This window comes from Deinococcus arcticus, from assembly GCF_003028415.1.
In the GTDB taxonomy this organism is placed as follows: Bacteria; Deinococcota; Deinococci; order Deinococcales; family Deinococcaceae; genus Deinococcus; species Deinococcus arcticus.
Map to the genome: position 1 here is coordinate 58502 of NZ_PYSV01000016.1, position 14254 is coordinate 72755.

Here is a 14254-nt window from a genome sequence, read left to right on the forward strand (position 1 = left end):
AGCCATGACGGTCTGACCTGGGGCGCAGGTCTACACTGTTCCCATGACCGATGCCGCCTTCAAGCTCGTGTCTGTGGAGGACTATCTGCGCGCCGAGCGGGACAGTCCCACACGGCATGAGTACATTGACGGCTTCGTGTATGCACAGGCGGGGGCCAGCCGGGCGCACAACATCATCACCAGTAACCTTCACGTGGCGCTGCACGGCCCCGCGCGCCGGGCGGGGTGCCAGGTCTTTCAGAGCGACATGAAGGTGCGCGTCACCCCCACCCGCTACCACTACCCTGATCTGGTCGTGAGCTGCGGCCCCCCAGGCGAGGACGAGTACACCGAAACCGCCCCCTGTCTGATTGTGGAGGTCCTCAGCGAGAGCACCCGCGCGGCGGATCAGAATTACAAGGCAGAGCGCTACCGCGAGTTGCCTTCCTTGCAGGCCTACCTGATGGTGGACAGCGCCCGCCGGGCCGCTGCCCTCTACCGCCGCACCCCGGAAGGCTGGGTTTTTGAGGTTGTGGCGGAGCGTATACAGTTGCCGTGTCCCCCTGTCGAACTCATGTTGGAACTCATTTATGAAGGCGTCACGTTTTGAAAGGGGTTCTGACATGACACTTGAACTAGCAGACGTTCTCAAACACTCCTTTTCTGCAGACGAACTCAGGGCAAATCTCCACTATGTTCTCGCTGCCATCTACGAGGACGCTTCGAACCGCACTCTGGCTTCGAATGTCAGCCAAGCATCTGGACTTGATTACTATTGGCTCTACAACGAACTCTGCGGCATCTCGACCTTTGACCTCAGCGACACGGCGAGAATGACAGACGTTCAGCACCGCTTGGAACAGGGCGGCTTGCTCGAGTGGCGCCGTCAGAATCCCATCTAAAGCTGCCTGAGCGTCTGAACGGCAAATAAAAAACCCCCTCCCATTGCGGAGGGGGGTCATGCTGAAGGGGCTTACGCCTTCACTTCGTTCTTGCTGCGTTCCAGGATGCTGCGCAGCACGGTCTGCAGAATGCCGCCGTTCTTGTAGTAGTCGATTTCCACAGGCGTATCAATGCGGCACTGCACGGTCACAATGCGGCTCTGGCCGTCCTTGGTAACGCGCAGGCTCACGTCCTGGCGGGGCTTCAGGTCGCCGGGCAGCAGCACGTCGAACACCTCGTCGCCCTGAATCCCCAGGCTCTCGGCCGTCTCGCCGTTCTTGAACTGCAGCGGCAGCACGCCCATGCCCACCAGGTTGGAGCGGTGAATGCGCTCAAAGCTCTCGGCAATCACAGCCTTCACACCCAGCAGGAAGGTGCCCTTGGCGGCCCAGTCGCGGCTGGAACCCATGCCGTAGTCCTTGCCCGCAAACACCAGCAGCGGAATATGGCTGGCCTTGTAGTTCACCGAGGCGTCGTAGATGCTCGTGACGTTGCCGGTGGTGAAGTCGGTGGTGAAGCCGCCCTCGGTGCCGGGGGCCAGCTGGTTCTTCAGGCGGATGTTGGCAAACGTCCCGCGCGTCATGATGCGGTCGTTGCCCCGGCGGCTGCCGTACGAGTTGAAGTCCTTGGGCGCAATGCCGCGCTCGGTCAGGAACTTGCCGGCGGGGGTGTCGGCCTTGAAGGACCCGGCGGGGCTGATGTGGTCGGTGGTCACGGAGTCGCCCACCTTCACCAGCACGCGCGCGCCCTCAATGCTCACGATCTCGCTGGGGCCGCCGGCCAGATTGTCGAAGAAGGGCGGGTTCTGGATGTAGGTGCTGTCGGCGTTCCAGTTGTACAGCGCGCCCTCAGACACCGGAATGGCGTTCCAGTCCTTGTTGCTCTTTTCAATGCCGTCGTAGACCTTCTTGAACATGTCGGCGTTGATGGCGCTGTCCATCACCGTCTGAATTTCAGCGGCGGTGGGCCAGATGTCTTTCAGGTACACGGGGCGGCCGTCGTGGCCGGTGCCAATGGCGTCATTCACAATGTCGTTCACAACGGTGCCAGCCAGGGCGTAGGCCACCACCAGGGGGGGGCTGGCGAGGTAGTTCGCCTTGATGTGCGGGTTCACGCGGCCTTCAAAGTTGCGGTTGCCGGAGAGCACGCTGGCCACCACCAGATCACCCTCAGTAATCGCGTCCACCACCGGCTCGGGCAGGGGGCCGGAGTTGCCGATGCAGGTCATGCAGCCGTAGCCCACGGTGTTAAAGCCAATCTGGTCCAGATACCGCTGCAGCCCGGCGGCCTGCAGGTACTCGGTCACCACGCGGCTACCGGGCGCGAGGCTGGTCTTGACCCAGGGCTTGCTCTTCAGGCCCAGTTCCACGGCCTTCTTGGCCACCAGACCGGCGGCGATCAGCACACTGGGGTTGGAGGTGTTCGTGCAGGACGTGATGGAGGCCAGGGTCACGGCGCCGTGCCCGATCTGGATGTCGGTGCCGGTGATGGTGCCCTGGGCGGCCAGCTTGCTCCCGTGCAACTCGAAGCCGCGCGCCTTGACGGGGGCCGTCAGGGCCTCATTGAAGACCGTGTGCATGTCCGTCAGGTTCACGCGGTCCTGCGGGCGCTTGGGGCCGGCAAGGCTGGGCACGATGGTTCCCAGGTCCAGCTCAATGTGGTCGGTGAAGATGGGATCGGGCGTCTCGTCGGTGCGGAACATGCCCTGGGCCTTGTAGTACTGCTCCACCAGCTCGATTTCCGTTTCCAGGCGGCCGGTGCGGCGCAGGTAGCGCAGCGCCTCGTCGTCCACGGGGAAAAAACCCATGGTGGCGCCGTATTCCGGGGCCATGTTGGCAATGGTCGCGCGGTCGGGCAGGGTCATGTTGCTCAGGCCCGCGCCGTAGAACTCCACGAACTTGCCCACCACGCCCTTGGCGCGCAGCATCTCGGTCACGCGCAGCGCGAGGTCGGTGGCGGTGGCCCCCTCGGGCATGGCGCCGGTGATCTTGAAGCCGATCACCTCGGGCATCAGCATGTAGATGGGCTGGCCCAGCATCACAGCCTCGGCCTCAATGCCGCCCACGCCCCAGCCCACGATCCCCAGGCCGTTGATCATGGTGGTGTGCGAATCGGTGCCCACGAGGCTGTCGGGGTACACGACCACGCCGTCGTCCTCGGGGCGGCTCTGCACGCCCTTGGCCAGGTACTCCAGGTTCACCTGGTGCACGATGCCGCTGGCCGGGGGAACCACGCCGAAGTTGTCGAAGGCCTGCTGGCCCCACCGCAGAAACTCGTAGCGCTCGCGGTTGCGCTCGAATTCCAGGGCCATGTTGTTGGCCAGCGCGAAGTCGGTGCCGAACTCGTCCACCTGCACCGAGTGGTCAATGACCAGGTCCACAGGGATCAGGGGGTTGATCTTGCTGGGGTCGCCGCCCAGCGCCACCATCGCGCTGCGCATGGCGGCGAGGTCCACCACGGCAGGCACACCGGTAAAGTCCTGCAGAATCACGCGGGCGGGCTTGAAGGGAATCTCGACTTCCTCGTTCACGGGCTTCCAGCCGGCCACCGTGGCCACGTCCTCGCGGCGCACGTCGTAGTCGTTGGCCTCGCGCAGCACGCTCTCCAGCAGCACCTTGATGCTGACCGGCAGCTGGCTGATCTCAAAGCCCTGGGCCTGCAACTTGTTCAGGTTGTAGTAGTACAGCGGCCGGCCGCCTTGCGTGGTAAGAACGTCGCGCGTTCCAAACAGGTTCATCGCCATGAGTGTGGTTCCTCCTTGCCCCGGGGGGCGGTCCATTCATCATAAATGTTTCGTGTGTGGGCGGGCGTTACCGGAACAGGCACGGCCCCGCCAACTTGGTTACCACCGCAGAGACAACAAGGTCCATGTGGCAGATTGAGCAGGCGTATGGCCCCCACCCTCTCCCCCACCACTGGCGCCGCTGCCCTCGAACCCCACGAAGCTGCCCGTCTGAAAGCCCTGGAACAGACCGTGCGCGACGGCCTGCGTGACTTTCAGCGCACCGGGCAGGCGCTGAGTGAAATCCGCGACAACGCCTTTTACCGCGCCACCCACGAGAACTTTGAAGCGTACCTGCAAGAGCGGTGGGGCTTTACCCTGCCGCAGGCCGGGCGGCTGATCGAGGCGGCAGATGTGGCCAGGGTGCTCTCGCCCATCGGCGTGCAGCCACAGAACGAACGGCAGGCGCGCGCCATGAAGGCCGCCGCCAGGATCGTGACTGAGCTGGAGCCCGAGCAGCAGCGGGTGGTGGCGCGGCTGGTGGAGGATGCCGGCGACACCGCGCCCTGGGAAGACGCCCCGCCCGCGGCCGAACTGCGAATTATGGCCGGGGTGGTGAAAAAGCTGGAGCCGGAGACCACCGTGCACCACCCCGACAGCGGCGACGAGGTGCCCTTTGATTCTCTGAGTGGGCCGCAGCGCTATGAGGTGGTGCGCACCCAGGTGGACCAGAAAACCCAGGCCTACCGCGAGAAGCAGGAGGCCAGGGCGAACGCGCCACAGCCCGAGAAAGTGAACTGGGCCGAGTGGTGCCTGGACTATGCGGCCCAGGCGCTGGGCCCGGGGCAACGCCTGGAACTGGTGATTGAGCCCGGCGAGCAACCCCGCGTGCAGGCCCGCGTGATGGACGGCGAGACCGGCGAGGTGCTGGCCGAGGGGCACGAAGCGGGCAATCTGAAACGCGCCGTGCTGAATCTGGTGGCGGAGGTCAAGGGGTAGGGCCGGCGCACAGCCAACGCGCCACACGCGGGCCCCAGGTTGACTCCCTGGGGTTCTGGGTTTGCCCTGCGCCGTGCCGGATACCCAGAGCCGCTGCCTCTGGCCCCCTACCCCAGAGACGCCAGCAGTTCGCCCACCGTGTGGTGCGCCTCCAGCGGGTGGCGCAGCGCCGCCGCGTGCTGAATGCGGTAGGTGTTGCGCCGGCCCTGGCGTTCGCGGGCCACCACCCCGGCCGCTTCCAGGTCGCGCACGATGCGCTGCACGGCGCGCTCCGTGATGCCCACGCGCGCCGCCACCTCGCGCAGCGTGTCGCCGGGGAAGCGGTGCAGACACAGCAGCACATGGGTGTGGTTGGTCAGGAAGGTCCAGGGGGCAGGGACAGGCGCGGGCATAGGGGTCTTGACACTAGCACACAACATACGACATTCTTTTCGCGTATTAAGTTTCGCATGAATTCACCCTCACCGCCCCGGAGGCACTCCATGATGCAGGCCACGCTTGATTCCAACCTCTCCGCTCTCACTGACCCCGGCGCCCTGGTGCCTGTGGCTGTTGCCCACGGCGACGGCATTGGCCCGGAAATCATGGACGCCACCCTGCGTGTGCTGTTGGCAGCGGGCGCCCGCATTCAGCCCCTGCCCATCCGCGTGGGCGAGGCGGTGTACAAAGAAGGCCACACCAGCGGCTTTACCCCCGACACCTGGGACACCCTGCGCGCGGCGGGCGTGCTGCTCAAAGCCCCCATCACCACCCCCCAGGGCGGCGGCTACAAGAGCCTGAACGTGACCCTGCGCAAGACGCTGGGCCTGTATGCCAACGTGCGCCCGTGCCGCTCGTATGCGCCCTTCGTGCCCACCCTGCACCCACAGACCGACGTGGTGATCATCCGCGAGAACGAGGAAGACCTGTACGCGGGCATCGAGCACCGCCAGACGCGCGAGGTGGTGCAGTGCCTGAAGCTGGTCACCCGCCAGGGCTGCGAGCGGATCGTGCGCTACGCCTTTGAATATGCCCGCGCCCACGGCCGCAAGAAGGTCACGGCCCTGAGCAAGGACAACATCATGAAGCTGACCGACGGCCTGTTTCACGAGGTCTACCGTGAAATTGGCGCCGAGTACCCGGACATTGCCCAGGAGCACCAGATCATTGACATCGGCACCGCGCGCCTCGCCACACGCCCCGAGCGCTACGACGTGATCGTGACGCTGAACCTCTACGGCGACATCATCAGCGATGTGGCGGCCGAGATCACGGGGTCGGTGGGGCTGGCTGGCAGCGCGAACATTGGCCCCAGCTTCGCGCTGTTTGAAGCCATTCACGGCAGCGCGCCGGACATTGCCGGGCAGAACCTTGCCAACCCCGGCGGGCTGCTGCAGGCGGCGGTCATGATGCTGGGCCACCTGGGCCAGCACGAGGTGGCCGAGAAGGTGCAAAACGCGTGGCTACGCACCCTGGAAGACGGCGTACACACCCCCGACATTGCCGGCGAGCACACCACGCAGAAGGTGGGCACCCGTGAGTTTGCCGACGCCGTGATTGCGCGGCTGGGCCAGACCCCGGCGCAACTGCCCGCCGCGCGGCGCAGCCCTGGCCAGCTGGTGTTGCCCCCCGCGCCCCCCGCGCCGCGCGACGTGACCAAGACCCTGGTGGGCACCGACGTGTTCTTCGAGTGGGCCGAGGCCGACCGTGATCCCCAGGCCCTGGCCGAAACCCTGCAGGCCCACACTGGCGGCGCCCTGCGCCTGAACATGATCACCAACCGGGGGGTGAAGGTGTGGCCCGGTGGCCAGCAGGAAACCCGCCGCGCCGACCACTGGCGCTGCCGCTTCCTGGCGCCCGAAGGCCAGAGCGTGAGCCACGAGGATGTGGTGGCGCTGCTCTCCGGGCTGCTGGGCAGCGGCCTGGACTTCATCAAGACTGAGCATCTCTACACCTTTGACGGCGTGCCGGGCTTCTCGATGGGCCAGGGACAGTAAGGGGAACAGCCCCCTCCAGGGCCGCTGTTGCGCTGCAAGCTGGCGCAGCAGCGGTCTTTTTCTGTGCTGCTGGCGCAGGCAGGTTGAATGGGACCGCCGAAAGATCAGCTCCGGGAGAGCGGGGCCGGCCCAGCACTTCCGCCCCGCTCTCTCCCACACGCCGCCTTCCCCTCTGGCCAATGCCCAATCCTCCATGAAGCCCGGCCGGGGCAGGGCTTCATGCCCCGGGCCTACGCTGAGAGCCAAGCCATCTCAGATATTCAGGCCACAAGGAGGCGCGAGAACCCCATGACGGACAAATCCCACCCCCAGGGCGGCACCAAGGACACGAACGACCTGAGCGACATCAAGGACGTGCAGGACCAGACCATGCAGGAACACGCCCGGCAGGCCGACCAGACCCCGGACGCTGTGAAAGGCGAACTCGACGGCTCGCAGCCCCAGAACCTGCGGCGCTGAGCCGGCACCACCCCAGGAGGTCCCCCATGGGCGAAGGTAAACCCAGCAGCACAGATCATGAGCCCAACGTTGGCGTGTCGCAGATGGAGCAGCTGAGCAGCACCACGGACCCTGCCCACAGCAAGGAAGAGGGCGGCCTGCTGGCCAACCCGGATGTGGCCGACGATCTGGCTGACCGCGAGGAACGGCTGAGCATCACGGACGAATAGACCAGAGAGACAGGAACAGCCCACGCCGCCGGGTCAATATGACCCGGCGGCGTGCTGTTGTCACCCAGGAGGACAGCCAGCGGGGGACGCGCTGCACCCACCAAGAATTTGCCTTTTTCAGGCAGGAAAGCGCAGCAACACGTGCTCGGCACTGAACCCGGGACCCATGGCGGTCAGCAGCGCGCGGCCCTGGGGCCGTTCCTTCAGGGCCTCCTGCAGCACGAACAGCACAGTGGCGCTGCTCATGTTGCCGAAGCGGCGCAGGACGGCCCGGCTGGTGTCCAGCGTGCCTCCTGGCAGCGCCAGCGCATCCTCGAAGGCAGCGAGCACTTTGACGCCCCCCGGGTGGATGATGAAGGTGCCCACCTCCGAGCGGCTCCAGCCGTGGGCGCCCAGGGCCCGCTCCACATCCTGCTCCATCATCCCGCGCACCAGAGCCGGAATATCGCGGCTGAAACGCACCTTCAGGCCGTCATCCACCACGTCCCAGCCCATGATGTCCTCGCTGGCCTCAATCAAGGTGGAAGAGGCGCCGCACAGTTCGGCCAGGGGGGGCGGGCCCGGCACGTCCGGCGCTGTGAGCACCAGGGCCGCGCCGCCATCAGAAAACAGCGCCGTGCCCACGAAGTTGCTCTTGGATTCGTCGCCCGCCAGCAGGGTCAGGCTGCACAGTTCCACGGCCACGAACAGCACCCGCTGGAAACCGGCCCGCACCAGATCGGCGGCGCGGGCCAAGCCAGCCGCGCCCCCTGCACACCCCAGGCCCCACACCGGCAACCGGGCGGCGTGGCGGCCCAGGCCCAGCGCCTCAATCAGGTGGGCGTCCAGGCTGGGCGCACTGATGCCACTGGTGTTCACCAGCACCACGGCGTCCACCGCGGCCGGGGCCACCTGCGCTTCTTCCAGGGCCTGCCGCGCCAGCCGCACGCTCAGCGCGCGGGCCTCCTGCACAAAGGCGCCGTTGCGTTCACTGAAGCTGCGGGGCGTGAGATACCACTCCAGCGGCCGGGCCAGCGCCCGGGTCTCAATCTGCGCGTTGGTAAACACATCCAGCAGACCCGGCCGCGCCGCCATGCGCGGAAACAGCGTGCGGGCCGCCTCGCGCACCTGGCTCTGCGGGGCTGACCAGGGCGGCGTGCCCGTGACCAGGGCGCGCAGCAGAGGAGCGGGAAACGTCATGCCGGGCATTCTGCCGCTCCCCCAGCGCCCAGACCGTGCGCAAAGTTGCCCCCCACCTTGGGAAAAGGCTGGGAGTTGTTGGACAGACAGTCGAACACGGCGCAGACCTGCTCCACAGAGAAGAGGCCAGAGCAAGCGTCACCGCTCAACCTGAGGCGTGCCCACACGCAGCCCCGCCTGACGGTCTCTGGAAAAGGGAACCTTCTCAGCCGCAGCAAGGCGCCTTGCTCCAGCCCCGGCCAGGTGCAGACGAAGCCGTCGTGCGCGCAGTGAATAGGCGGGCGGCCGGCGATGGGCGGAGGGAGGCGACGGCGGACAGTGCAGGGGCGAAATCCGGCTGCCCGAGAGCGTCAGTCAACGTTGCCCAGTGCTCAGTCCCTCGCTGCCAAGCCCCCGATCAACCGAGCGGGCTGGAACAGCTGCGCCGCAGCGCGAGTCTCGAAAAAAGGACGTTGCACCGAGAGTGGAGACTGTTCGGTGCTCTCCTGAACAGTCGCAACGTGAGGTACACCGTCCTTACCGTCTGCTCCCCTGTCACCAGGTTTCAGGCGCGTTGCCGCTGATTCTGTCAACGCGCAGGCCGCCCTGCACGGGGAAGTCGTCTCCCCTCTGCTACGCACCTCTGCGAGTCTGGGGGTGGGGCACAGCCGACCTTTCCAGACCACATACAACAGCGGCAGTGGGCCTGGGCCCACCGCCGCCGTCCACCCGAAGGCCGTTCCTTACCCGCTCTGCTTGGCCCACTCCTGCTGCCCCACCTCATCCAGCGCCCGGAAATCCTCATCCGAGAGCGTCAGGCGCGCGGCAGCCACATTCTCTTCCAGGTGTTTGCGCTTGCCGGTGCCCGGAATGGGCAGCATGACCGGACTGCGCCGCAGCACCCAGGCCAGCGCCACCTGCGACGGCGTGGCCCCCAGGCGCCCGGCCACCTCGCTCAGCACGCTGCCGGGCCGGGCCAACCCGCCGGCCGCCAGCGGATACCACGGCAGAAAGCCGATGCCTTCGCGCTCGCAGTAGTCCAGCACGTCTTCGCTTTTGCGGTGAACGAGGTTGTACAGGTTCTGCACGGTGGCGACCGGGAACACGGCGCGGGCAGCCTCAATCTCCTCCACGCTGACCTCCGAGAGCCCGGCGTGGCGAATGACGCCCTCGTCCATCAGTTCCTTGATGGCCCCGAACTGCTCGTCGCGCGGCACACTGGCGTCAATGCGGTGCAGCTGCCACAGGTCAATGCGCTCCACCCCCAGGCGGCGGCAACTGAGGTACGCCTGCTGCTTGAGGTACTCCGGGCGGCCCAGCGGAATCCAGATATTCGGGCCTGTGCGGGTCAGGCCGGCCTTGGTGGCGATCACCACGGTGTCAAAGGGGTGCAGGGCCTCGCGCAGCAACTCCTCGCTGACCGCCGGGCCGTAGCTATCGGCGGTGTCAATGAGGTTCACGCCCAGTTCGGGCAGGGCGCGCAGGGTGTCCAGAGCCGCGCGGCGGTCGGTGGGATCGCCCCACACGCCCTCGCCGGTCACCCGCATAGCGCCAAAGCCCAGGCGGTTCACGGTCAGGTCGCCGCCAATGTTGAAGGTGCCGCTGGCAGCGGCCGGTGCAGTCGTGTCGGTCATTCGGAATCCTCCAGCGGGCATTGTGCGCCCCCAGCCGGGTCGCAGATATGGCACTTGGCTCAAGGCGTCCTAAAGATGAGGGCACACAGAGAGGGCGCCCCAGACCGCCACCACCGCAGACGCCCGGCCCAGGGCAAGACGGCTGGGAGGGACGTGCTTTGCTCCTCCCTCTGCTTCGCAGCGGTGGCGGCAGTGTCCCTCCGCTCGGATGGCCTCGCCTGTGTCCGTGATGCCCACAGGTTCAGAACACAGGACGAACGGAGACGATGCGCACGGCATTTCTGCCCTTCCCCTTGCGCCAGAGGCCAGGTGGGGAGAACCGGGCAGACGTCCCCAACGACGGTTGTTTCCTCCCCCGCGCAGCAGACCTGATACGGATTCCGTCTCTTCCGCCGACAAATCGGAACAGAGCCGATGTGCCGACTCCACGCCCGGAACCCGTTTTGCTCCTGCTCGCTCTGCTCGGATGGAATCGCTTTTGTCAGTGATTCAAGTGGAATTCGTATGAGAACGGTCTGCACTATGGGTGGCCAGCGACTCGACCGGCGTCCAGCGCAGTCCTGCCCTGATCAGTCCTGTTCGGGCACCGCGCAGCTTTCGCGGAAGACGAACTGGCTCAGGCGTTTGCGGTGGCGGCTGCTCCAGTCAATGCTGGGGCGCGCGCTGTCCTGCGGCAGGTAGCCCAGGCGGTAAACCGCCATCAGTTCCAGATCGTCTGGCACCTGCAGCAGTTCGCCCAGGGCCTGCCAGTGGCGCGGAATTTCCATGGGCGTGCTGACAAACTGAATGCCCATGCCCAGCGCCCCCACCGCGTTCCAGATGTTTTCCATGGCCGCGCCCAGCCCAAAGACCGAGTAAAACCCGCTGAGTTCCCCAGGGCGGTACTCGGTGCGGTCCAGCAGCGCCGCCAGCAGCAGTGGACTGCCGGCCACCAACTTGCGGTTGTCCTCGCCCAGCTTCCTGGGCACGCCCAGCTGCCGCATGAGTTTCAGGCCTGCGTCGCTGAACACCTGCCGGGTAAAGGGTTTCAGGGGCCCGGGCAGATGGTCAATATGAATGCCGTCGCGCCGGGCGTCCATCTCGGCCTCGGAAAAGCGGAAGTAGCGGCGGTAGCGCTCGAAAAACACGCCGGCCTCAATCAGTTCGGTCATGCTCTGCCCGGCCAGCTGCGCCACGCGGCCAATGGTCTGGGGGTCTTCAATCAGCACAAAGCGCCAGGGCTGGGAATTGAAATGGCTGGGCGCGGCCTGCGCCACACGCATCAGCAGATGCTGGTGCTCCCGGCTCACCGCGTCTGGCCGGAAGGGGCCATTGGTGGTGCGCCGCGCCAGCATGCCGTCAATCAGATTCATGGCGGTCAGGCTAGCAGGGGGGCCAGCCAGCGGGGGGGGATCAGGCCCAGGTGAGTGCAGCCCCCAGCCCAAACGCAGCGGCGCAGGCCAGGGCCCGGCGCCAGTGGTTGCCCTGCCCGGGGCGGGTGGCGGGCATGGTCAGCAGCAGCGCCAGCGCGGGCAGCAGCGCCGCCCCTGGTTGCCCGGCCCGCTGGGCCAGCAGTCCACCCAGGCCCGTGCCCAGGCACACAGCAAAAAAGAGGGCGTGGTGCGGCCAGCGGGCCCGGCCCCCGCCCCGGCCCAGTTGCAGGCGCAGACCCAGCCCCAGCAGCCCCAGCAACAGGGCGCCGGTCAGCAGCAGGGCCAGCTGGTGCGCGCGCATGGCGGCATGGTGGCACAGCGCCGGGTATGACAGATGCCCCCGCCAGCGCCGGGCGCGTGGTGTACGGTGGGGCCCATGCGCTCTGGCCCCCTTCTGCCCTGGCTTCTGCTGACGGCGCCCCTGCTGTGGGGGTGCAAGCCCGCCGCCGGGGGCGGCCAGGATCTGGTGTCGCGCACCCTGTTCACTGCCACCGGCGCCTACGACGCCCAGGCCGATCTGCGCGAGCGCATTCCGGTGGGCCAGCGCCGCACCACCTGGGCCGAGCGCCCGCCGCTGGACGCCGCGCAGGTGGTGGTGGTCTACGACAGCGACGCCCGCCCCCTGAGCTGGATGCTGGAGATCCGCACGCCCCGCTTCAGCGCGCAGGACCTGGCGGGGGGCGGGGCACAGGCGGTGAACACCCCCAGCGGGGGCGGCCTGCGCCCCGCCCCCGACTCGCGCCTGGCCGACACGCTGATTCTGCCCACGGCGACCGGCCTGCGGATTCTGACCCGGGGCTACGTGACCCAGAACGAACCCGAACTGCTGCGGGCGTTCGTCAGGTAAGGCGGCGCGGTGTTCGGTGCCCGCTTAGCGCACGGCGTTGCGGCCCGAGCGCTTGGCGTGGTACATGGCGCTGTCGGCCCGGCTGAAGATCGCGTCAATGGTGTCGTGGGGCCCGCGCATGGAGGCCACCCCGAAGCTGGCCGTCACCTGTAGCCCCGCCACCGGCTCGGCGCTCACCTCGCCGCGCAGGCGCTCGGCCACGGCCAGGGCGTCGGTCTTGGCCACGCCGGGGAGCAGCACGATAAATTCCTCGCCGCCCCAGCGGCCCACCAGCCCGCCCGAACCGCTCACGCTGCGCCGCAGCCGCTTGGCTGTGGCCCGCAGCACATCGTCGCCCACTGCGTGACCGTGCTGATCGTTCACCCGCTTGAAGTGGTCAATATCAGTCACGATGATGCTCAGGGGGGTGCGGGCCTGCGCGGCGTGCTGCACCGCCCGCTCCAGCTCCTCTTCAATGGCGCCCCGCCCCATCACTTCCGTCACGGCGTCCAGCCGCGCGGCGCGCAGGCGCTCGTTGTCCTCGCGGTGGCGCGAGAGGTTGTTCTCGATAAAGGACACCAGCACGTAGGCCATCACGCCCATGGCGCCCATCACGATGCTCACGGTCACCCAGTCGGCGAGGTTGGGCGCCGCCACCGGGCCGTTCACCACCAGGCTCACCAGCATGATGGCAATGGCCGCAATGTTCAGCCCCGTGCCAAAGCGCGAGCCGAACACCAGATACGACACCAGGATGTTCATGGTCAGCCACAGGCTCAGGTGCATGGGCATGTCGCCCCAGGCCACGGCGCGCGGAATCTCCACCACCGCCGCCAGCACGTACCCGGCCGTCGTGACCATGTAGATGCGCCGCAGCGACATGGGCGAGACCAGCACGGCCAGCACCGTGCCCAGCGCCACCAGTGCCGCCCAGTATTTGGGCACGTTGTAGGCCCCGGGAAAGGCGCCGGGCGGGTCAATCAGGGCCGTCAGCAGCGCGTACAGCACGTAAGCCAGGCACGACGTGATGACCGCCACCTGCCGGCTGCGTTGCAGGCGAAGGGGCAGGGCGTCAGGCACGCCGCTGTCTCATACGGCTTCCGAAAAATTCCGTCATGTGTGACGGAATTTTTCCGACCGGAGGGAGAAGGAACAAATATGGATTTCCGGGAATTGGAGGAACATCCGGCTCTTTCCCGGATGTTACGGAAATGGACGGAATCCGTATCACGCCGCTGAACTGTGGGGTGGCGCCTGTGTTCATGCATGGTCCTGGGCATGGCACCCCCGCAAAGCACTTGTTCACCGGTGGGCCATGCAGCACGGCCCAATAGTAGTGCATGGGGTCAGTCGGGGGCGGCACAGCCCGCGCAACGAAGGCCGGCGCCCCCGCCCCCCAGTGGGGGGCGGGGGCGCCGGCCTCGGGGGGCAAAAGGGCTCAGGCCAGCAGTTCGCCGTCGGCAAAGAACAGGCCCAGTTCGCGCGCGGCGCTCTCGGGGCTGTCGCTGCCGTGGGTCACGTTCTCGCCGGTGGTGGTGGCGAAATCAGCGCGAATGGTGCCGGGAGCGGCGTTGGCGGGGTTGGTGGCGCCCATCATGGCGCGCCAGCCAGCGATAGCGCCATTTCCTTCCAGGGCAATGGCCACCACGGGCCCGCCGGTAATAAAGTCCACCAGCTCGCCGAAGAAGGGCCGCTCCCTGTGCTCGCCGTAGTGGGCCTCGGCGGTTTCACGGGCAATCACCATCTGCTTGAGGCCCACGATGCGGTAGCCCTTGTGCTGAATGCGCTTGAGGATTTCAGGGGTCAGGCCACGGCGCACGCCGTCGGGCTTGATCATGGCAAAGGTGCGTTCCATACCACCGGGCAGCATAGCAGAGCCCACCCCCATCTCCCCCGGGCAAAGGCTGGCCGGAATTCCCTGGCACCACGTACAATGGG

The 14254-nt window shown here is 66.9% G+C and carries 15 protein-coding genes; 7 read left to right on the forward strand and 8 right to left on the reverse strand.

Annotated elements, in window-relative coordinates; genetic code table 11:
* Nucleotides 1-43: 43 nt before the first annotated feature.
* Together C8263_RS14950 and C8263_RS14955 are read left to right on the forward strand one after the other, a co-directional pair.
* Nucleotides 44-589: a Uma2 family endonuclease gene (locus C8263_RS14950; RefSeq protein WP_107138938.1), complete on the forward strand. Its 546-nt coding sequence runs from the start codon at nucleotides 44-46 to the stop codon at nucleotides 587-589.
* A gap of 13 nt (nucleotides 590-602) precedes the next feature.
* Complete coding sequence (locus C8263_RS14955) at nucleotides 603-881, forward strand: hypothetical protein (RefSeq protein ID WP_107138939.1); 279 nt, start codon at nucleotides 603-605, stop codon at nucleotides 879-881.
* Between the two features lie 71 nt (nucleotides 882-952).
* Here the strand turns inward: C8263_RS14955 and acnA are convergent, their stop codons facing one another.
* Nucleotides 953-3664 (reverse strand): aconitate hydratase AcnA, encoded by a 2712-nt coding sequence (gene acnA, locus C8263_RS14960; protein WP_107138940.1) that lies wholly within the window; start codon nucleotides 3662-3664, stop codon nucleotides 953-955.
* 147 nt (nucleotides 3665-3811) lie between these two features.
* Here acnA and C8263_RS14965 point away from each other — a divergent pair, with 147 nt between their 5' ends.
* Nucleotides 3812-4642, forward strand: a complete 831-nt coding sequence (locus tag C8263_RS14965) for a hypothetical protein (protein WP_107138941.1) — start codon at nucleotides 3812-3814, stop codon at nucleotides 4640-4642.
* A gap of 107 nt (nucleotides 4643-4749) precedes the next feature.
* On the opposite strand, the gene C8263_RS14970 is transcribed toward C8263_RS14965, so the two are convergent.
* A complete protein-coding gene (locus tag C8263_RS14970; protein WP_199188412.1) occupies nucleotides 4750-5034 on the reverse strand; it encodes a helix-turn-helix transcriptional regulator in 285 nt (94 codons plus the stop codon).
* Between the two features lie 90 nt (nucleotides 5035-5124).
* Here C8263_RS14970 and C8263_RS14975 point away from each other — a divergent pair, with 90 nt between their 5' ends.
* From C8263_RS14975 to C8263_RS14980, 3 genes are all read left to right on the forward strand, one after another.
* Nucleotides 5125-6618: an NADP-dependent isocitrate dehydrogenase gene (locus C8263_RS14975; protein WP_233218844.1), complete on the forward strand. Its 1494-nt coding sequence runs from the start codon at nucleotides 5125-5127 to the stop codon at nucleotides 6616-6618.
* Between the two features lie 288 nt (nucleotides 6619-6906).
* Nucleotides 6907-7077, forward strand: a complete 171-nt coding sequence (locus C8263_RS19500; protein WP_199188413.1) for a hypothetical protein — start codon at nucleotides 6907-6909, stop codon at nucleotides 7075-7077.
* A 26-nt stretch (nucleotides 7078-7103) separates the two neighbouring features.
* Entirely contained in the window at nucleotides 7104-7286 is a 183-nt protein-coding gene (locus C8263_RS14980) for a hypothetical protein (protein WP_107138943.1), read from the forward strand.
* A 117-nt stretch (nucleotides 7287-7403) separates the two neighbouring features.
* Here C8263_RS14980 and C8263_RS14985 read toward each other — a convergent pair whose 3' ends face one another.
* The 4 genes from C8263_RS14985 to C8263_RS15000 all read right to left on the reverse strand — a co-directional run bounded on the left by C8263_RS14985 (nucleotide 7404) and on the right by C8263_RS15000 (nucleotide 11791).
* The gene (locus C8263_RS14985; protein ID WP_107138944.1) at nucleotides 7404-8474 is read right to left on the reverse strand and encodes a type III polyketide synthase; all 1071 of its coding nucleotides are present in this window, start codon (nucleotides 8472-8474) and stop codon (nucleotides 7404-7406) included.
* Between the two features lie 713 nt (nucleotides 8475-9187).
* The gene (locus C8263_RS14990; protein WP_199188415.1) at nucleotides 9188-10078 is read right to left on the reverse strand and encodes an aldo/keto reductase; all 891 of its coding nucleotides are present in this window, start codon (nucleotides 10076-10078) and stop codon (nucleotides 9188-9190) included.
* Between the two features lie 569 nt (nucleotides 10079-10647).
* Entirely contained in the window at nucleotides 10648-11430 is a 783-nt protein-coding gene (locus C8263_RS14995) for a nitroreductase family protein (RefSeq protein WP_107138946.1), read from the reverse strand.
* Nucleotides 11431-11470: 40 nt separating this feature from the next.
* Nucleotides 11471-11791, reverse strand: a complete 321-nt coding sequence (locus C8263_RS15000) for a hypothetical protein (protein WP_107138947.1) — start codon at nucleotides 11789-11791, stop codon at nucleotides 11471-11473.
* Nucleotides 11792-11866: 75 nt separating this feature from the next.
* On the opposite strand from C8263_RS15000, the gene C8263_RS15005 reads away from it, so the two are divergent.
* Entirely contained in the window at nucleotides 11867-12337 is a 471-nt protein-coding gene (locus tag C8263_RS15005) for a hypothetical protein (protein ID WP_107138948.1), read from the forward strand.
* A 24-nt stretch (nucleotides 12338-12361) separates the two neighbouring features.
* On the opposite strand, the gene C8263_RS15010 is transcribed toward C8263_RS15005, so the two are convergent.
* Both C8263_RS15010 and ndk read right to left on the reverse strand, forming a co-directional pair.
* Nucleotides 12362-13396, reverse strand: coding sequence for a GGDEF domain-containing protein (locus tag C8263_RS15010; RefSeq protein WP_107138949.1), 1035 nt, complete (start codon nucleotides 13394-13396; stop codon nucleotides 12362-12364).
* 358 nt (nucleotides 13397-13754) lie between these two features.
* Complete coding sequence (ndk, locus tag C8263_RS15015; protein WP_107138950.1) at nucleotides 13755-14171, reverse strand: nucleoside-diphosphate kinase; 417 nt, start codon at nucleotides 14169-14171, stop codon at nucleotides 13755-13757.
* Nucleotides 14172-14254: the final 83 nt, after the last annotated feature.